This is a genomic window from Collimonas fungivorans, from assembly GCF_001584145.1.
GTDB lineage: Bacteria > Pseudomonadota > Gammaproteobacteria > Burkholderiales > Burkholderiaceae_D > Collimonas > Collimonas fungivorans.
The window spans coordinates 3,353,943-3,371,484 of record NZ_CP013232.1 but is presented as its reverse complement, the minus strand read 5'-3'; the positions used below and the strand labels follow the sequence as shown (position 1 = coordinate 3,371,484).

Below are 17,542 nucleotides of genomic sequence, written 5' to 3'. Positions count from 1 at the left end.
GCCGGATCGCGACAAGCGCATTCTAAGAAAAGACATCCCGTAAATATGTAGGAAAAATCCCGCGTGAAGCGGCGGCTTTTCCGGAAAAGCTATTTGGCCAACAGCGGTTTCAATCCCGGCCAGACATTGTTCAGCATGATCGGATGCGCCTGCGCCACTGGATGCATGCGGTCCGCCTGGAACATTTCCGGCTTGTCGGCGACGCCCTCCAGCAGGAAGGGAACCAGCGGCACCTTGGCCTGCTTGGCCAGCGTCGCATACAGGGCAAAGAATTTTTCGGTGTAATCGCGGCCATAGTTGGGCGGGATCCGCATGCCCACCAGCAGGACCTTTGCTTTCGCTTGCTGGGCGGCGCTGATCATTGCCCGCAGGTTGCTTTCGGTGGCGTTCAATTGCAGGCCGCGCAAGGCATCGTTGGCGCCCAGTTCGATGATGACGATATCCGGCCGCTGCTGCAGCAAGGCCGGCAGGCGCGTTTTGCCGCCGCTGCTGGTTTCGCCGCTGATGCTGGCGTTGACGACGTTGCCGCCAAGGTTTTCCGCCTTCAGGCGCTGCTGCAGCAAGGAAACCCAGCCGCTGCCGCGCGCCAGCCCGTATTCCGCGGAAAGGCTGTCGCCTAACACCAGTATCGATTTTGATGCAGAATAGGCATTGTTCGTCCATACTAGGCCGAGCAGGCCAAGCAGCAGGATGGCCTGCCGCAAGAGGCGGGCGATTTTACGGCGCCAGCCCTCGGTCACGTTCTGAAAACCATTCCCCAACCCGGAGTCGATAATCTGCATGCATCAGTCCTCTTCTGTTAATCCTGCAACGGCCCCGGCCATAGACGTCCAGCGCTTGACCAAGCGCGTTGCCGACGCCAGCGGCGAGCTGGTAATTCTTGATGATATCAATTTTAACGTCCAGGGCGGCACTACGCTGGCGATTGTCGGCGCTTCCGGTTCCGGCAAGTCGACCTTGCTCGGCTTGCTGGCCGGCCTCGACACGCCGTCTTCAGGCACCGTGCATATTGACGGCAGCGATATCTTTGCCCTGGATGAAGACGGCCGGGCCGGCTTGCGCAAGGAAAAGCTCGGTTTCGTATTCCAGTCTTTCCAATTGCTGAGCCATTTGAGCGCACTGGAAAACGTCATGCTGCCGCTCGAGCTGCGCGGCGACAAAGACGCGAAAGAGAAGGCGCAAGCCAAGCTGGAGCGGGTCGGCCTGGCGACGCGTTTGCAGCATTATCCGAAATACCTGTCCGGCGGCGAGCAGCAGCGGGTAGCCTTGGCGCGCGCTTTCGTGACCGAACCGCCGCTATTGTTCGCCGACGAGCCTACCGGCAGCCTCGATGCGGCTACCGGCGATGCGGTTATCCAGCTGATGTTCGACCTCAACCAGGAGCGCGGCTCGACCCTGGTGCTGGTGACACACGATACCTCGATCGCCATGCAGTGCCGCCAGACCATTACGATCGCCGCCGGCCGCCTGTTGCGCCCGGGCGATGCCACGGCTGCGGATGCACAGATATTTCAATAGTCGAGAAAAGAATCCGGAGGGTAGTGCATGTCGACATGGTTGTCAGTAACAAAAGCAGTGCTGCCGTATATCAGCGATATCATTTCCGTTGCGGCGCCGGTGTTCACCCGGCGCAAAGGCAATACGGAAGAGAGCCAGCTGCAGATCTTGCAGCAGCAGGTGAGCGAGCTGCAGGCGGCGTCGCTGCAGAATCTCGGCGACATCAAGGCGCTCGCCGAGCAGCTCAAGGCGGCGCTGCCTTTGCTCGAACAGGAGATGCGGCAGGCGGCCCAGCAAGCCGATGCAAGATTGCGGCGCGCCAGCCTGTTGTGCGGATTGGCGCTGGGTCTCGGCGCGCTGGCCCTGGTGATCGCTTTCGCGGCTTTGTTGAACAAATGAATAAGCCAGTGAAGCGGCAGCGCATAAGATAGGACGAAAGAATAATATGGATCGCTTGCAGTCAATGCGGGTATTTGCGAAGGTAGTGGAGCAGGGCAGTTTTGTCGCCGCGGCCCAGGTGCTGGACATGTCGAATGCGGTGGTCACGCGGCTGGTGGCCGACCTGGAAAACCATCTTGGGATCCGCCTGCTGCATCGTTCGACGCGCCGCATGGCGTTGACCGAGCCGGGCCAGGCCTACCTCGAGCGGGTGCGCCAGATTCTGGATGAAATCGATGAGGCGGAAGCCGCGGCTTCTGTACTGTCGACCAAACCTGCGGGCACCTTGCACATCTATTCGCAGATCGGTTTCGGCCAGACCCAGCTGGCGCGCCTGCTGCCGCTATATTCGAAACAGTATCCCGATGTGCGGCTGGACGTGACCCTGTCGGACCGCACTGTCGACCTGATTGAAGAAGGTTTCGACCTCGGCATTTTTTCAGTCAACCAGAAATTCGACGCCAGCATGGTGGCGCGCCAGCTGGGCATCGCGGAAGTTTTGCTGTGCGCCTCGCCGGCCTATATCGCCGAGCATGGCGTGCCGCGCACGCCCGAGGAGCTGGCCCAGCATTCCTGCCTGAATTTTTCGATGGAGCATTTGCGCCACCACTGGACTTTCCAGTCGGCCGAGGGCGCCTCGATCATTCCGATCACCAGCAAAGTGATGTCGAACAATACCGATTTGCTGCGCCAATGCTTGCTGGCGGGGATGGGCATCGCCATGCGCACCTCGTATACACTGGGCGACGACATGGTCGCGGGGCGTGTAGTGCGGGTGCTGCCCGACCACCAGATCAACAAGGTGGCGGTGCGCCTGGTCTATCCGAGCCGGCGCCTGCTGTCGGCCAAGGTGCGCAGTTTTGTCGATTTCATGATGGCGCAGTTTCCGCATCCGGATTGCGACCCGTGGCTGGCGTCTTAATGATTGCGGGACAGAGTTTAGGAGCCGCCGTAGCGCGGCGAATTACACTATCCGTGCGACTCTGTCCCCAACTGATCAGATAAAAACATTAAAAAGGCAACGGAGCCAATTAGGTGTCCGCCAGGCGCCGCAGTAAATTGGCTTCCAGCTGCCAATGGCGGCGCTCCGCGCTGCTCAAGGCTTCGGCCTGCAGTTCGGGCAGGCTCTTGTCCATTTGCGCCAGCAGGATTCTTTCAGCCAGGCGCAAGTCCATTTCAACCGGGCCCAGGAACGCCACCACGTCGCCGCGCTGTATCAGCAAGGTGGGGAAATTGTCGACGTCCAGGTCGCCGATCAGCTCTGCCTGGTCTTCGATGTCGATCCAGACGAATTGCAGCTGCGGATGACGTTGCGCCAGCGCCGTGAAATTCGCGAAATACTCCCGGCAGCTGCCGCACCAGGCGGCGCACAGGCAGGCAACTACCCAGCCGTCGTCGGACAGGGTGGCGGCAAGTTCCTGGTGGTTGTCGTTATCGAGAGTGAGGATCAGCATTCGCGATATTTTACAGTGAGTGCGCCGGATTCCGCTTGAATACCCGTGGTTTCGGAATTCCCCGGGGCGGTTGCGGTCGGATTGGCGCGTTCAATCGCGCAGAGCGCGGTAAAATACTGCCCATGCAGACCATTCTTGCCATTGAAACATCTACCGAAGTGGCCTCCGCCGCATTGCTGCGCGACGGCCGCGTGATTACCCGCGAATCGGCGGGCGTCCAGACCCATTCGCTTGCCATCCTGCCGATGGTGCAAGACTTGCTGGCCGAGGCCGGGATCAGCCTGGCCCAGTGCGACGCGCTGGCCTTCGGCGTCGGCCCCGGCTCCTTCACCGGCGTGCGTACCGCCTGCGGTATCGTGCAGGGGCTGGCGTTCGGCGCCGACCTGCCGGTGCTGCCGGTGGTGACGCTGGCCGCCATGGCCCAGGCCTGCCGCGACCTGAACGGCGCCGGCGAAGTGCTGGCGGTGCTGGACGCGCGCATGGGCGAGGTCTACTGGGCCCAATATCGCTTCGCCGGCAATGCCTGGCAGGTGATGGTCGAGCCGGTCTTGTCGGCGCCGTCGCAGGTGACGCCTTTGCCGGTGCAGAGCGGCGTGCTGCAAGCCTGCGGCAATGGCCTGGCGGCATATCCAGAAGCGTTTGCCGCGGCCCCGTGCGCCGCCGAAGGTTTGCCGGCGGTGATGCCGAATGCGCGCCAGGTCGCCCAACTGGGCAGCATAGCGCTGGCCCAGGGCGGCGGCTTGAGCGCGGTGGAAGCACAGCCTTTGTATTTGCGTAACAAGGTGGCGCTCACCACCGCCGAACGCGCCGCCAAGGTGAACCCATGAACGCCAACGCACAATCGAGGCCCGGCCTGCGGCCGTTTATGTTTGCCGCCATGCGCATTGAAGACCTGGACGAAGTGGTGGCGATCGAAAAGGCCGTGTACTCGCATCCCTGGACCCATGGCAATTTTGTCGATTCGATCCAGAGTGGTTATCAGTGCTGGGTATTGCGCGATGCCGAGCAGGTCCTGCTCGGCTATTTTTTCATGATGCAGGCGCTGGACGAAGCGCATCTGCTGAATATCAGCGTGCGCGACGACGTGCAGCGGCAAGGCATCGGCAAGCTGCTGCTCGATCAGGTATGCAGCCTGGCGCGCCGGCTGCAGATGCAATCGGTGTTGCTGGAAGTGCGGCCGTCGAATACGCGCGCGATTGCGATTTACCAGCGTTATGGTTTCGTCGAGATCGGCCGCCGCCGCGATTATTATCCGGCGGCAGGCGACAAGCGCGAAGAAGCCATCGTGATGAGGCTGCCTTTATGAGCGAGATCACCAGGCGCAGCGTTTTCCTCGACGAGATTGGCCTCGGCCCGCTGTGGCTGCGACGCGATGGCGGCTTGGCCAGCGCAGAACCGATCGAAGCCGACATGGCGCCGGCAGCGGAAATTCCCGCAGCGGCGCTGCACGGGCAACAGCTCGAACCGGCGGCGCATGCAGTGCAGGACGAGGTCGAGGTCGAGGTCGAGGTCGAGGTCGAGGTCGAGGTCGAGGTCGAGGTCGAGGTCGAGGTCGAGGTCGAGGTCGAGGTCGAGATCTCGGCCTGGGGCGGCGACGAGCCCATATCCACGCCGCTGGCAGCCATCCATGCAGTGCATTCCCCCGCCGCCATGGACTGGACGCAATTGCAGGCGGCCGTGGCCGGCTGCACGGCTTGCGGGCTTTGCCACGGCCGCAAGAATACCGTGTTCGGCGTCGGCGACAGCAAGGCAAAATGGCTGTTCATCGGCGAGGGCCCTGGACGCAACGAGGATATCCAGGGCGAACCGTTCGTCGGCCCGGCCGGCAAGCTGCTCGACAATATCCTGCTGGCGATGGGCTTGAAGCGCGGCGATAACGCCTACATCGCGAATATCGTCAAATGCCGGCCCACCGACGGCACCGGCCGCGACCGTCCGCCGGCGGCAGATGAAGTGGCGGCTTGTTTGCCGTATCTGCAGCGCCAGATCGAGCTGATACAGCCCACCATCCTGGTTGCGCTGGGCAAGACCGCAGCCCTGTCCCTGCTCGGGCTGGATCCGGCGGCGCCGGTATCGAAGCTGCGCGGCACCGTGCATCGCTACGCCGACCGCCCGCTGGTAGTGACCTATCATCCGGCTTACCTGCTGCGCCAGCTGGGCGATAAAGGCAAGGTCTGGAGCGACCTGTGCCTGGCCATGAGCACCTATGCCAACGCCGGCGAATGACCCTGCTGCTGAGCAGACCTGCCAGCAACAGTTTCACCAGCGCTGGAATCACCTGACCGATCCCCACCTCAGGGCCCTGGCCTGGCTGCTGGATGCGCCCGACCTGCTCGATCCCCTGGCCGCGCAGTGGCAGGGCAAGATTGCCAGCTACGCCGATGCCGACCTGGCGGCGTGGCTGGCTGAAGTGGCGCAGACGCCGGAAAAACTGCAAGCCTTGCACCGCTATATCGACAGCCTGCCGTCGACCCGCCTCGGCCTGTATGCGGAGAAACTGCTGGCGTTCTATTTCGAACAGCACCAGATGCTGGTGGCGCACAGTGTGCAGGTGCGGGCCAGCAAGAACGACACGATAGGCGAATTCGATTTCCTGCTGCGGCTTAACGGCGGCCTGGTCCACTGGGAATTCGCGAGCAAGTTTTATTTGCTGGAAACCAGCGGCGGCAGCTTGCAGGCGGATGATTTTATCGGCCGCGACATGGCGGATTCTCTGGGTTCGAAAATGCAAAAACTTTTGCAGCATCAGCTGGCCTTGTCGCGGCATCCGGCGTCCCAGGCGCACCTGAACGAAGCGGTGGTTTCGGCGCAGGTGCTGATGAAGGGCTGGCTGTTTTATCAGGATCAGCAACATCCGGCTTCCGTGCCCGGCGTTTCGGCAAACGCTTGCCGCGGCTACTGGTGCGCCGTGTCCGACTTGGCGCTGGATGAAACGGCAGCATGCTATCTCTTGCCTCGCCAGCGCTGGCTGGCGCCGGCCAAGGTGGCGCTTGCCGATGCGCTAAGCCCGGCGCAAATGCGCCTGGCGTTGTCGCAGCATTTTGCCGGCGATATTTCGCCGGTGCTGCTGGTCTCTCTGCGGCCAGAAAACGGCTACGGCCTGGAAACCGATAGAGGCTTTGTGGTGCCTGACGACTGGCCAGAGCGTGCCGCCGCCCGGCGTGGCCTGAGCCGCTAGGGGATTTGTCGTATTCAATGCACCAAGAGTAAATTTCTTTCGGCTAAGAATTTCTTCTCAATCAATATTATTCCCCGCATAATATGTTTGTAATAGCGTAATTTAAAAAACATAACAGCAATATCAAGGGAATAAATGCGTAAATTAGCCGTAATCACCTCAGCACTGATCGGTGCTTTTTTTTCGCCTGCCGTTCAGGCGGATGACATCATCTCTCGTTTCACTGTTCGGGACCAAGGGCAGTTTGCCCTGGATGGCAGCTTGTCAGGGAGCCGTAGCAACTCGTCCTATGGCAGTCCCTATGCCCCGGGATTCTCGGGGGAACAGCGTAATTATGAAAGCCACGCAGCCGTTGCCGGAAATGTCGGCCTGGGCTACGGTGTCGAATTGTTTACGATCCTGCCATATGTCCTGCGCGACCATGCCGAATCGCATTATTCGTATGGCGGCATGCAGGGTTCCGAAGGCTTTGACGGCGACAAGGGCTTCACCGATGCAACTTTCGGCGTGAAATATCGCGCTTTCAAAAGCGTCGACGGCAACAATGAAGTGCTGCTCCGGGCATCTGTCCTGCATCACAGCGGTTCATCCGGATTTATCAATGCGGAAGCAAGCTACCTGCACGCATTCACCCCGGCCATCAAGGCAGCTTTTTCACTCGATGTTGAAAAAGTGCAGGGCGGCCCTGACAGCGCCGGATTGGGCGCCTACCTGATGTGGCAGGCGTCGCAGCAAATCACGTTCGTTCCATTTGTCCGCGCCAGCCGTTTTGAGGAGTACCAGGGTTTTTCCAGCTATAACTCGATAGCCGGCGGGGCACAGCTGCGCTACACGCCGATCAAAGGCTGGAACATTACTCCGGGCCTGAGCGGAACCCATTTCGGCAAACGCAGCAACTATGTCGGTACCTGGAATTCGATCGCCGCTTCGTTGACTGTACAAAAAGAGTTTTAAGCAACCTGCCGGCATTGGATCGAATCCGGCCGGACAATAAAAAAGCGGGTTTCCCCGCTTTTCTATTGTTCGGTTTGCGTTATCCGGCTAATGCTTGGCTTCGCCAATCAAGGCCAGCGAATCATGCTCACGCTGGTTGGCCGCATGTGTGCGCATGATGAGAAACATGATGCAGGCGACAAACGAGCCGAACAGCAGGATAACGATATTCACGTCCAGGTTGATCTTGATCATCAGCGCATACAGCACCAGCATGGTCAGCACCGACAGGTTTTCATTGAAATTCTGCACCGCGATCGAGTGGCCGGCGCTCATCAGCACGTGACCGCGATGCTGCAGCAGCGCGTTCATCGGCACCACGAAATAACCTGACAGCGCGCCGATAATGATCAGCAAGGGGTAGGCCACCCACACCGAATGCACCACGGTCATGGCCATCACTACCAGGCCCATCACGATGCCCATGGGCATTACCGTCAGCGATTTTTTCAGCGGGATCATGCGCGCCGCGGCGCCGGCGCCGATGGCCACGCCGAATGCCACCACGCCTTGCAGGATGGCGGCCTTGTCGAGCGGCATGCCCAGCGACTTTTCCGCCCATTTTAATACGATGAACTGCAAGGTGGCGCCGGCGCCCCAGAACAGGGTGGTGACGGCCAGGGAAATCTGCCCCAGCTTGTCTTTCCACAGGATCGCGTTGCAGTTGGCGAAATCGACGATCAGCTTGCTTGGCCTGCGTTGCTGGTGCGGATAGCGGACGCCGGTGTCAGGGATCTTGAGGTTGAAGATGGTGGCAATGATGTATAAACAGCCGATTACCATCAGCGCCGCATGGGTGGGCGTGTTCAGGTGCCAGTCGAAAATGGGTATGTGCCACTGCAGCAAGATGGAGACGACATGGGGACTGACCAGGGCGCCGCCGAGGACTGTGCCGAGGATGATGGAAGCCATGGTCAGGCCTTCGATCCAGCCGTTGGCGGCGACCAGTTTTTCCGCCGGCAACAATTCGGTGAGGATGCCGTATTTGGCCGGCGAATAGGCCGCCGCGCCGAAGCCGACCACGCCATAGGCGATCAGCGGATGGACGTCGGCGAACATCATCAGGCAGCCGGCGATCTTGATCATGTTGGTGATGAACATGACCCGGCCCTTGGGCAGAGAATCGGCGAAAGCGCCGACAAAAGCTGCCAACAGCACGTAAGACAGGACAAAAAACAGTTTCAGCAGCGGCGTCATCCAGCCCGGCGAGGACATTTCCGCCAGTAAGGCGATTGCCGCTATGAGCAGGGCGTTGTCGGCCAGCGAAGAAAAAAACTGCGCTGCCATGATGGTGTAAAAACCGCGATTCATCCGCATCCCAGAATGTAACAATGTGTCCCCGGCCTGCTTTATACCATGAAAATATGACCGATTCGTGATTATGAGACATGCAAAAGAGAAAACGTTCAGCAGAATTTTAGTTGAGTTACGGGGATTGCAAATCCTTCCTTGCCGGTGCATCCGGTAAAATAGGCAGCTCTACGAATCTTCACGACGAATCTTCACAAACCCTGCACATTCATGCCCAGACCCCTAGTCGCCACCATAGACATTTCCGCACTGCATCACAACCTGCGTATTGCCAAATCGCATGCGCCCGCCGCGAAAATCTGGGCGGTGGTCAAGGCCAACGCCTATGGCCATGGCCTGGAGCGCGGCATACGCGGTTTTGCAGAGGCGGACGGGCTGGCGCTGATCGAGCCGGACAATGCGCTGCGCCTGCGCGAGCTGGGATGGCACAAGCCGATCCTGCTGCTGGAAGGCATTTTTGATGCAGCGGACCTGGAAACCGTGGTGCGTGCCAGGCTCGACTTCGCCGTGCATTGCAGCGAACAGATCGCCTGGCTGGAGCAGGCCGCGCTGAAGGGGCCACTGGATGTTCACCTGAAAATGAACAGCGGCATGAACCGGCTCGGTTTCAAGCCGGAAGCCTATCGCGCCGCCTACCAGCGCTTGCAGGCAATTCCCGCGGTGCGCAATATCACGCTCATGACCCATTTCGCCAATGCCGACGATCCCTTGAATCCGGGCTTGCCGCTGCAGCAGCAGGTGCAGCAGTTCGAACAAGGCGTCTCAGGACTGAACGGAGAACGCAGCATCGCCAACTCCGCCGCGGACCTGATGCATCCGGAGCTGAAATCGGACTGGGTGCGGCCCGGCATCATGCTGTATGGCGCAACTCCCGGCGGCGCCAGCGCCGAACAGTTCGGCCTGAAGCCGGCGATGACGCTCAGCAGCAAGATCATCGGCGTGCAGCGCATAGGAGCCGGCGACGCCATCGGTTACGGCAGCCGTTTTGTCGCTTCCGCACCCATGCTCATAGGCGCGGTCGCTTGCGGTTATGCCGACGGTTATCCGCGCCATGCGCCGAACGGCACGCCGGTGCTGGTCGACGGCGTGCGCACCGCCACCGTCGGCCGGGTGTCGATGGACATGTTCTCGGTCGACCTCACGAATGTGCCCGGCGCCGGGGTAGGCAGCGCGGTGACTTTGTGGGGCAACGGCTTGCCTATCGACGAGGTAGCGCATGCGGCCGGCACCATAGGATATGAACTGATGTGCGCTTTGGCTGCCCGGGTTAAAGTCGTGGAGTTGTGACGGCGCCGTGGCCTGTGCGCCGATATCGACGGTAGGGTGGGCACAGAGTGCCGACCCTACGATAGCGATGGAAAAGTAAGATTTGTCAGGATTTTAGATAGTATCAATCATATGGCGGTAGAACCGAATGGCCAAAGCTAAAACCAATTACACCTGCACCGAATGCGGCGGCGTCGCCAACAAATGGACCGGCCAGTGCCCGGCGTGCGGGCAATGGAACACGCTGGTGGAAACCATCGTGGAGGCGGTCGGCAACCGTTTTTCAAACCAGCACCAGGGCCTGGCGCAGACCGCGCCGGTGATGACCCTGGCCGATATCGAAGCAATCGACGTGCCGCGCTTCGGCACCGGCATCGAGGAGTTCGACCGGGTGCTGGGCGGCGGCCTGGTGGCCGGCGGCGTAGTGCTTATCGGCGGCGATCCCGGCATCGGCAAATCGACCTTGCTGCTGCAGGCGTTGGCGAACTTGTCGAAGCTGAAAAAAGTGCTGTATGTCAGCGGTGAAGAATCCGGCGCGCAAATCGCCCTGCGCGCCAAACGGCTGGCGGTGGACGCCAAGGATCTCAAGCTGCAGGCTGAAATCCAGCTGGAGAAAATCCTCAACACCCTGGTTGAGCATAAACCCGAAGTGGCGGTCATCGACTCGATCCAGACCGTCTATTCGGATGCGCTCAGTTCGGCGCCGGGTTCGGTGGCCCAGGTGCGCGAATGCGCGGCGCAGCTGACGCGAGTCGCCAAGCAGTCGGGCATCACCATCATCATGGTCGGCCACGTCACCAAGGAAGGCGCGCTGGCAGGGCCGCGCGTGCTGGAGCACATCGTCGATACGGTCTTGTATTTCGAGGGAGATACCCATTCCAGCTTCCGCCTGGTGCGCGCATTCAAGAACCGCTTCGGTGCGGTCAACGAGCTGGGCGTATTCGCCATGACGGAAAAGGGATTGAAGGGCGTCTCGAATCCTTCGGCGCTGTTCCTGTCGCAGCACGACAACCACGTGCCCGGTTCCTGCGTGATGGTGACGCAGGAAGGCACGCGGCCGCTGCTGGTCGAGATCCAGGCCCTGGTCGATGCTTCGCATGTGCCGAATGCGCGCCGGCTGTCGGTCGGGCTGGAGCAGAACCGCCTGGCGATGCTGCTGGCGGTGCTGCATCGCCATGCCGGCATTGCCGCCTTCGACCAGGACGTGTTCATCAACGCCGTCGGCGGCGTCAAGATCACCGAACCGGCGGCCGATCTGGCGGTGCTGCTGGCGATCAATTCGTCCATGCGCAACCGGCCGCTGCCGCGCGGGCTGGTGGTGTTCGGCGAGGTTGGCCTGGCAGGCGAGATCCGGCCGGCGCCGCGTGGCCAGGAGCGCTTGCGCGAAGCCGCCAAGCTGGGATTTTCGATTGCCATGATTCCCAAGGCGAACATGCCGAAGCAAGAGATCGAAGGTCTGAAAGTGATTGGCGTCGAGCGCATCGATGACGCTTTGAGCAAGATACGCGACGCCGAGTAAATGGCAGGATCGCTGCAAATATCTAATAATCCTGTCTTCTCAAATACATTCTGGTAAAAGGTCCCACATGAAAACCAAAGCAGCCATTGCATGGAAAGCCGGCCAGCCGCTGACTATCGAAGAAGTTGAACTGGGCGGTCCGCGCGCCGGCGAAGTGCTGGTCGAGATCAAGGCTACCGGCATCTGCCATACCGACTACTACACGCTGTCGGGCGCCGATCCGGAAGGTATTTTCCCGTCCATCCTGGGCCATGAAGGCGCCGGCGTGGTGGTCGATGTCGGGCCGGACGTCAAGAGCCTTAAAAAGAACGACCACGTGATTCCGCTCTACACGCCGGAATGCCGCCAGTGCAAATTCTGCCTGTCGCAGAAAACCAACCTGTGCCAGTCGATCCGCTCGACCCAGGGCCGCGGCCTGATGCCGGACGCCACCAGCCGTTTTTCTATCGACGGCAAGCCGATCTTCCATTACATGGGTACCTCGACTTTCTCCAACTACATCGTGGTGCCGGAAATTGCCCTGGCCAAGATCCGCGAAGATGCGCCGTTCGACAAGGTTTGTTATATCGGCTGCGGCGTCACTACCGGCGTCGGCGCGGTGCTGTTCACCGCCAAGGTGGAAGCCGGCGCCAATGTGGTGGTGTTCGGCCTCGGCGGCATCGGCCTGAACGTGATCCAGGCGGCGCGCATGGTCGGCGCCGACAAGATCATCGGCGTCGACATCAATCCGGCGCGCGAAGCGATGGCGCGCAAGTTCGGCATGACGCATTTCATCAACGCCAAGGAAGTCGAGAACGTGGTCGACGCCATCATCGGCCTGACCGATGGCGGCGCCGATTACAGCTTCGAATGCATAGGCAACACCACCACCATGCGCCAGGCGCTGGAGTGCTGCCACAAGGGCTGGGGCCAGTCGATCGTGATCGGCGTCGCCGCCGCCGGCCAGGAAATCAGCACCCGGCCGTTCCAGCTGGTGACCGGCCGTGTCTGGAAGGGTTCGGCGTTCGGTGGCGCGCGCGGCCGCACCGACGTCCCCAAGATCGTCGACTGGTACATGGAAGGCAAGCTGAATATCGATGACTTGATCACCCATCGCCTGCCGCTGGAACGCATCAATGAAGGTTTCGACCTGATGAAGAGCGGCGAGTCGATTCGTTCGGTGGTGATCTACTGATGGAAGTCATCAGCGAGCATGCCTGTTTCGGCGGCACGCAGGGCTTCTACCGCCATGCTTCGAAGGAAATCGGCTTGCCGATGCGCTTTTCCGTATTCCAGCCGCCGCAAGCCAGGCTGGGGCCGGTGCCAGTGCTGTTTTTCCTGGCCGGGCTGACCTGTACTGAAGAAACCTTCATGATCAAGGCCGGCGCGCAGCGCTATGCGGCGCAGCACGGCATCATGCTGGTGGCGCCGGACACCAGCCCGCGCGATACCGGCATTGCCGGCGCCGCCGACAGCTGGGATTTCGGCAACGGCGCCGGCTTCTACCTGGATGCGACGCAAGCGCCGTGGGCGCAGCATTTCAAGATGTATTCCTATATCTTGCACGAGTTGCGGCAGACCGTGATCCAGGAATTTCCGGCGCAAGCCGGCAAGATCGGCATCTTTGGCCACTCGATGGGCGGCCATGGCGCGCTGGTGCTGGCATTGCGTAATCCGGATGTGTTCCGTTCGGTGTCGGCGTTTGCGCCGATTGCGGCGCCCAGCCAGTGTCCGTGGGGCAAAAGGCGTTCGGCAATTATCTGGGCGCGGACCAAGCAGGCTGGCGCGACTACGATGCGACGGAGCTGATGCTGGGCTTGCCGCAGCCGTTCCCGCAGGAGATCCTGATCGACCAGGGCCTGGGCGATAAATTCCTGGCCGAGCAGCTGCTGCCGGCGCAGTTTGAAGCTGCCTGCGCGCAAGCAGGGCAGCGCCTGACGCTGCGCCGCCATGCGGACTATGACCACGGCTATTATTTCATCTCGACCTTGATCGAGGATCATCTGGCTTTTCACCAGCGGATATTGTCGGCAAATTCCTGAAACAAAAAATCCCGCCTGGGCCCAGGCGGGATTTTTACATTGTACATCTCAAAACTTCGATTTTACTGAGTGACCTTGGCGCTATCGCGCCGCCTGGACACCAGCCAGCCGCCGCCCAGCACTACCACAAAGCCTAGCACGTAAGCTGCATAGTTAAGACCTGGCAAGCTGTCCCAGAACGGCCGCAGCACCGGTTCGGTAACGATCATGTGCATCGCGGTGTAGACCAGGATCGCAGCGCCGATGAAGATCGTCAGCGGGAAGCGTTCGATCAGTTTCAGCGCCAGGGTCGAGCCCCAGACCATGATCGGCACCGAGATCAGCAAGCCGATGATCACCAGCGCCATACTGCCCTTGGCGGCGCCGGCCACGCCCAGCACGTTGTCGATGCCCATGACGGTATCGGCGATGATGATGGTTTTCAATGCGGCGGCCATGGTGGTGGCCTTGATGCCGTGTGCTTCGCCGCTATCCGACTGCGTCAGCAGGCGGTAGGCGATCCACAGCAGCGCCACGCCGCCGACCAGCAGCAGGCCTGGTATCTTGAGCAGCCAGACCACGCCGATGGTCATCAGCACGCGCATCACCACGGCGCCGGCGGTGCCCCACAGGATGGCCTTGCGGCGCAGGTGGTCGGGCAGGCTGCGCGCCGCCATGGCGATCACGATGGCGTTGTCGCCGGCCAGCACCAGGTCGATCACGATGATCGCCGCCAGCGCCGTGAAGAAGGCGCCGGCATTCCAGTCGGCCATGCCCAGCATTGAAAGTAAACCAGAAAAATCCATAAAGTCTCCAACAGGGTTAACGAATAACCTCAAAACATGGATAACAGCAGGAGTGACGAGAAGTAAACGCGACACAATGCCTGCATGGAATCCATGCTGACAAAGGTCTTGCTCAACAGCGTTGCTGCCAAGGTAACCGGGCGCAGGCGTTGTGCCTGTACCGTGATGACGACTACCTTGCAGAACATTGCGGCGACAGGTAAAAGATACGCATCAGCCAGGACAATATTCAGGAGCTACTCCCCTTTGAGAGGGTGTTGCACAAAAGAAATCGTGCAGCTGGCGATAATTATAAACCACTATTTTCAAACTGCGAGAATTTAGCGTTAACCCTGGCGCCAATAATCCGGCTGGGCGTAGGCCCGTCGCAAAAAATCCACAAATACCCGGATCCGCAGGGGCAAATGGCGCCGCTGTGCGAAGACGGCGTAGATATCGTTGCCGGGGGCGGCGAACTCGTCCAGCACGGTCACCAGCTTGCCGGATTCGATCTCGCTGCCGACTTCCCACATCGAACGCCAGGCCAGGCCTTTGCCGGCCAGCGCCCAGTCGTGCAGCACCTGGCCGTCGTTGCAGACCATGTTGCCGGCGACCCTGACAGTGACGATCTTGCCGTGCTGGCGGAAGCTCCAGCCGCGCTGGCTGCCTTCGCTGCTGATCGCCAGGCAATTGTGTTTTTGCAGGTCGTCGACGGTCTGTGGCTTGCCGTGGCGCTTGATATAGGCGGGGGAGGCCACCACGATACGTTTGTTGTCGGCCAGCTTGGCGCCGACCAGCGACGAATCCGACAGCGAGGCGATGCGGATGGCGACGTCTATGCCTTCGCCGATCAGGTCGACCACGCGGTCGTTCAGGTTGAGCGTAAGGGTGACGTCGCGGTGCTCGGTGAGGAAGGAGGGCATCAGCGGCGCCACGTGCTGCCGGCCGAAACCGGCCGGCGCTGAAATCAGCAGGTGGCCGCTGGCATGGGCGCTGCGCTCGGACACTGCCGATTCGGCGTTTTCCAGGTCGGACAGGATGCGCTGGCAGTCTTCCAGGAAGGCTTCGCCTTCGTTGGTCAGGGCGATCTTGCGGGTGGTGCGTTGCAAAAGCTTCACACCGAGGCGTTCCTCTAACGCATCCAGGCGCCGCCCGATCATGGCCGGGGCTATCCCTTCGGCGCGTGCGGCAGCGGACAGGCTGCCTTTGGCGGCTACTTCGACAAAAGTGGAAATCTGCTTGAATTGATCCATGTCGCCGAACCGGGTTTGTGGGAAGCGGGAGCTATAATACGCGCTCACTTGTGACTAAAACGCATAGATCAAATGATAAATCGTTTCACCTATGATGATTTGGTTTAAATATACTATATAGCGTAAAAATTAGATAATGCCATTCAGGATTTAACATATCCGGCATGGTAAAAAACGGAATGTAGCGCTGCACAATGGCTAGTGCGTGCGGCAAGCTGGCCCAAGACACCAATCAATTCATAGAACCAACAGGAGTAAAGCATGACTCAACTGACACTGCCCGCCGGTATGGAAATCAACGGCGCAATCGGCGCCGGATACGCAGAAATTCTGACTCCCGAAGCGCTGGCGCTGGTCGCCAAGCTGAGCCGCGCATTCGAAACGCGCCGTCAGGAATTGCTGGCAGTACGGGTCGAGCGCGCCAAGCGCCTGGATGCCGGCGAGCGTCCGGACTTCCTGCCTGAAACCGCGCACATCCGCAGCGGCGACTGGAAGATCGCGCCGATCCCGACCGCGCTGGAATGCCGCCGCGTCGAAATTACCGGCCCGGTCGAGCGCAAGATGGTGATCAACGCCTTCAACTCCGGCGCCGACAGCTACATGACCGACTTCGAGGATTCGAACTCGCCGGTATGGGATAACCAGATCACCGGCCAGATCAACCTGCGCGACGCCATCCGCAAGACGATTTCGCTGGAACAGAACGGCAAGTCCTACAAACTCAACGACAAGGTCGCGACCCTGGTGGTCCGTCCGCGTGGCTGGCACCTGGATGAAAAACATGTGCTGATCGACGGCAAGCGCGTTTCCGGCGGCATTTTCGATTTTGCCCTGTTCATGTTCCACAACGCCAAGGAACAGCTGGCGCGCGGCGCCGGCCCGTATTTTTACCTGCCGAAGCTGGAATCGCACCTGGAAGCGCGGCTGTGGAACGATATCTTCGTGATGACCCAGGATGAACTCGGCCTGCCGCAAGGCACGATCAAGGCCACAGTCCTGATCGAAACCATCCTCGCCGCTTTTGAGATGGATGAGATCCTGTACGAACTGCGCGAGCACAGCTCCGGCCTGAACGCCGGCCGCTGGGATTACATTTTTTCCTGCATCAAGAAGTTCAAGCTGGACAAGGACTTCTGCCTGGCTGACCGCGCCAAGGTCACCATGACGGCGCCGTTCATGCGTTCGTATGCCTTGCTGCTGCTGAAAACCTGCCACAAGCGCAATGCACCGGCGATCGGCGGCATGGCTGCGCTGATCCCGATCAAGAACGATCCCGAGAAGAACGACATCGCCATGGGCGGCGTGCGCGTCGACAAGGCGCGCGACGCCACCGACGGCTACGACGGCGGCTGGGTAGCCCATCCGGGACTGGTCGAGCTGGCCATGACCGAGTTCAAGAAGGTATTGGGCGACAAGCCGAACCAGATCAGCAAGCAGCGTGAAGACGTCAACGTCAGCGCCGCCGACTTGCTCGACTTCAAGCCGGAAGCGCCGATCACCGAAGCCGGCCTGCGCTACAACATCAACGTCGGCATCCATTACCTGGGCGCCTGGCTGGCCGGCAACGGCTGTGTGCCTATCCACAACCTGATGGAAGATGCTGCCACCGCAGAAATCAGCCGTGCGCAGGTGTGGCAATGGATACGTTCGACCAAGGGCGTGCTCGACGACGGCAAGAAAGTGACCGCCGAGATGGTGGTGGCGATGATTCCGCAAGAGCTGGTCAAGGTCAAGGCGCTGGTTGGCGACGGTGCAACGTATGACCGCGCTGCCAGGATCTTCGAAGAAATGTCGACTTCGGCTTCGTTTGCCGAATTCCTGACACTGCCGCTGTACGAAGAAATCTAA

At 60.4% G+C, this 17,542-nt stretch carries 17 protein-coding genes and 1 pseudogene; 13 read left to right on the top strand and 5 right to left on the bottom strand.

Annotation, left to right across the window (positions count from 1 at the left end; genetic code table 11):
- Nucleotides 1-89 precede the first annotated feature (89 nt).
- A complete protein-coding gene (locus CFter6_RS14365) occupies nucleotides 90-782 on the bottom strand; it encodes an arylesterase (protein WP_061540517.1) in 693 nt (230 codons plus the stop codon).
- On the opposite strand from CFter6_RS14365, the gene CFter6_RS14360 reads away from it, so the two are divergent.
- From CFter6_RS14360 to CFter6_RS14350, 3 genes are read left to right on the top strand one after another with little or no spacing between them, the layout of a single operon-like run.
- Nucleotides 781-1,518, top strand: coding sequence for an ABC transporter ATP-binding protein (locus CFter6_RS14360; protein WP_061540516.1), 738 nt, complete (start codon nucleotides 781-783; stop codon nucleotides 1,516-1,518). The genes CFter6_RS14365 and CFter6_RS14360 overlap by 2 nt on opposite strands.
- Nucleotides 1,519-1,545: 27 nt before the next feature.
- Nucleotides 1,546-1,896, top strand: a complete 351-nt coding sequence (locus tag CFter6_RS14355) for a hypothetical protein (RefSeq protein ID WP_061540515.1) — start codon at nucleotides 1,546-1,548, stop codon at nucleotides 1,894-1,896.
- Nucleotides 1,897-1,942: 46 nt separating this feature from the next.
- Complete coding sequence (locus CFter6_RS14350) at nucleotides 1,943-2,857, top strand: LysR family transcriptional regulator (RefSeq protein WP_061540514.1); 915 nt, start codon at nucleotides 1,943-1,945, stop codon at nucleotides 2,855-2,857.
- A gap of 109 nt (nucleotides 2,858-2,966) precedes the next feature.
- On the opposite strand, the gene CFter6_RS14345 is transcribed toward CFter6_RS14350, so the two are convergent.
- A complete protein-coding gene (locus tag CFter6_RS14345) occupies nucleotides 2,967-3,389 on the bottom strand; it encodes a thioredoxin family protein (RefSeq protein ID WP_061540513.1) in 423 nt (140 codons plus the stop codon).
- A gap of 122 nt (nucleotides 3,390-3,511) precedes the next feature.
- On the opposite strand from CFter6_RS14345, the gene tsaB reads away from it, so the two are divergent.
- From tsaB to CFter6_RS14320, 5 genes are all read left to right on the top strand, one after another.
- Nucleotides 3,512-4,216, top strand: a complete 705-nt coding sequence (tsaB, locus tag CFter6_RS14340; protein WP_061540512.1) for a tRNA (adenosine(37)-N6)-threonylcarbamoyltransferase complex dimerization subunit type 1 TsaB — start codon at nucleotides 3,512-3,514, stop codon at nucleotides 4,214-4,216.
- Nucleotides 4,213-4,695, top strand: coding sequence for a ribosomal protein S18-alanine N-acetyltransferase (gene rimI / locus CFter6_RS14335; protein WP_061540511.1), 483 nt, complete (start codon nucleotides 4,213-4,215; stop codon nucleotides 4,693-4,695). Before tsaB ends, rimI begins: the two co-directional genes overlap by 4 nt.
- Nucleotides 4,692-5,615 (top strand): uracil-DNA glycosylase, encoded by a 924-nt coding sequence (locus CFter6_RS14330; RefSeq protein WP_061540510.1) that lies wholly within the window; start codon nucleotides 4,692-4,694, stop codon nucleotides 5,613-5,615. The genes rimI and CFter6_RS14330 overlap by 4 nt, the downstream gene beginning before the upstream one ends.
- Complete coding sequence (locus CFter6_RS14325; protein WP_061540509.1) at nucleotides 5,596-6,567, top strand: DUF1853 family protein; 972 nt, start codon at nucleotides 5,596-5,598, stop codon at nucleotides 6,565-6,567. The genes CFter6_RS14330 and CFter6_RS14325 overlap by 20 nt, the downstream gene beginning before the upstream one ends.
- Before the next feature lie 261 nt (nucleotides 6,568-6,828).
- A complete protein-coding gene (locus tag CFter6_RS14320; protein WP_150118773.1) occupies nucleotides 6,829-7,521 on the top strand; it encodes a hypothetical protein in 693 nt (230 codons plus the stop codon).
- Nucleotides 7,522-7,608: 87 nt separating this feature from the next.
- Here CFter6_RS14320 and lplT read toward each other — a convergent pair whose 3' ends face one another.
- Nucleotides 7,609-8,871: a lysophospholipid transporter LplT gene (gene lplT, locus CFter6_RS14315; RefSeq protein ID WP_061540507.1), complete on the bottom strand. Its 1,263-nt coding sequence runs from the start codon at nucleotides 8,869-8,871 to the stop codon at nucleotides 7,609-7,611.
- Nucleotides 8,872-9,081: 210 nt separating this feature from the next.
- On the opposite strand from lplT, the gene alr reads away from it, so the two are divergent.
- From alr to fghA, 4 genes and pseudogenes are all read left to right on the top strand, one after another.
- Nucleotides 9,082-10,158, top strand: coding sequence for an alanine racemase (alr, locus tag CFter6_RS14310; protein ID WP_061540506.1), 1,077 nt, complete (start codon nucleotides 9,082-9,084; stop codon nucleotides 10,156-10,158).
- 127 nt (nucleotides 10,159-10,285) lie between these two features.
- Nucleotides 10,286-11,656, top strand: coding sequence for a DNA repair protein RadA (gene radA / locus CFter6_RS14305; protein WP_061540505.1), 1,371 nt, complete (start codon nucleotides 10,286-10,288; stop codon nucleotides 11,654-11,656).
- A gap of 67 nt (nucleotides 11,657-11,723) precedes the next feature.
- The gene (locus tag CFter6_RS14300) at nucleotides 11,724-12,830 is read left to right on the top strand and encodes an S-(hydroxymethyl)glutathione dehydrogenase/class III alcohol dehydrogenase (RefSeq protein WP_061540504.1); all 1,107 of its coding nucleotides are present in this window, start codon (nucleotides 11,724-11,726) and stop codon (nucleotides 12,828-12,830) included.
- Nucleotides 12,827-13,677 (top strand): annotated as a pseudogene (gene fghA, locus CFter6_RS14295) (S-formylglutathione hydrolase). The gene CFter6_RS14300 and the pseudogene fghA overlap by 4 nt, the downstream one beginning before the upstream one ends.
- Before the next feature lie 62 nt (nucleotides 13,678-13,739).
- On the opposite strand, the gene CFter6_RS14290 reads toward fghA, so the two are convergent.
- Together CFter6_RS14290 and CFter6_RS14280 are read right to left on the bottom strand one after the other, a co-directional pair.
- Entirely contained in the window at nucleotides 13,740-14,462 is a 723-nt protein-coding gene (locus CFter6_RS14290) for a TerC family protein (protein WP_417924770.1), read from the bottom strand.
- Nucleotides 14,463-14,788: 326 nt separating this feature from the next.
- On the bottom strand, nucleotides 14,789-15,694 hold the full coding sequence (locus CFter6_RS14280) for a LysR family transcriptional regulator (protein ID WP_061540501.1): 906 nt from the start codon (nucleotides 15,692-15,694) through the stop codon (nucleotides 14,789-14,791).
- A 261-nt stretch (nucleotides 15,695-15,955) separates the two neighbouring features.
- Between CFter6_RS14280 and aceB the strand changes: the two genes are divergently transcribed.
- On the top strand, nucleotides 15,956-17,542 hold the full coding sequence (aceB, locus tag CFter6_RS14275) for a malate synthase A (RefSeq protein WP_061540500.1): 1,587 nt from the start codon (nucleotides 15,956-15,958) through the stop codon (nucleotides 17,540-17,542).

Excerpts from the sequence above, each read along its gene's own strand:
- CFter6_RS14360 (WP_061540516.1), top strand. The coding sequence starts at position 781 with ATGCATCAGTCCTCTTCTGTTAATCCTGCAACGGCCCCGGCCATAGAC.
- CFter6_RS14365 (WP_061540517.1), bottom strand. The coding sequence starts at position 782 with ATGCAGATTATCGACTCCGGGTTGGGGAATGGTTTTCAGAACGTGACC.
- CFter6_RS14355 (WP_061540515.1), top strand. The coding sequence starts at position 1,546 with ATGTCGACATGGTTGTCAGTAACAAAAGCAGTGCTGCCGTATATCAGC.
- CFter6_RS14350 (WP_061540514.1), top strand. The coding sequence starts at position 1,943 with ATGGATCGCTTGCAGTCAATGCGGGTATTTGCGAAGGTAGTGGAGCAG.
- CFter6_RS14345 (WP_061540513.1), bottom strand. The coding sequence starts at position 3,389 with ATGCTGATCCTCACTCTCGATAACGACAACCACCAGGAACTTGCCGCC.
- tsaB (WP_061540512.1), top strand. The coding sequence starts at position 3,512 with ATGCAGACCATTCTTGCCATTGAAACATCTACCGAAGTGGCCTCCGCC.
- rimI (WP_061540511.1), top strand. The coding sequence starts at position 4,213 with ATGAACGCCAACGCACAATCGAGGCCCGGCCTGCGGCCGTTTATGTTT.
- CFter6_RS14330 (WP_061540510.1), top strand. The coding sequence starts at position 4,692 with ATGAGCGAGATCACCAGGCGCAGCGTTTTCCTCGACGAGATTGGCCTC.
- CFter6_RS14325 (WP_061540509.1), top strand. The coding sequence starts at position 5,596 with ATGCCAACGCCGGCGAATGACCCTGCTGCTGAGCAGACCTGCCAGCAA.
- lplT (WP_061540507.1), bottom strand. The coding sequence starts at position 8,871 with ATGAATCGCGGTTTTTACACCATCATGGCAGCGCAGTTTTTTTCTTCG.
- alr (WP_061540506.1), top strand. The coding sequence starts at position 9,082 with ATGCCCAGACCCCTAGTCGCCACCATAGACATTTCCGCACTGCATCAC.
- radA (WP_061540505.1), top strand. The coding sequence starts at position 10,286 with ATGGCCAAAGCTAAAACCAATTACACCTGCACCGAATGCGGCGGCGTC.
- CFter6_RS14300 (WP_061540504.1), top strand. The coding sequence starts at position 11,724 with ATGAAAACCAAAGCAGCCATTGCATGGAAAGCCGGCCAGCCGCTGACT.
- CFter6_RS14290 (WP_417924770.1), bottom strand. The coding sequence starts at position 14,462 with ATGGATTTTTCTGGTTTACTTTCAATGCTGGGCATGGCCGACTGGAAT.
- CFter6_RS14280 (WP_061540501.1), bottom strand. The coding sequence starts at position 15,694 with ATGGATCAATTCAAGCAGATTTCCACTTTTGTCGAAGTAGCCGCCAAA.
- aceB (WP_061540500.1), top strand. The coding sequence starts at position 15,956 with ATGACTCAACTGACACTGCCCGCCGGTATGGAAATCAACGGCGCAATC.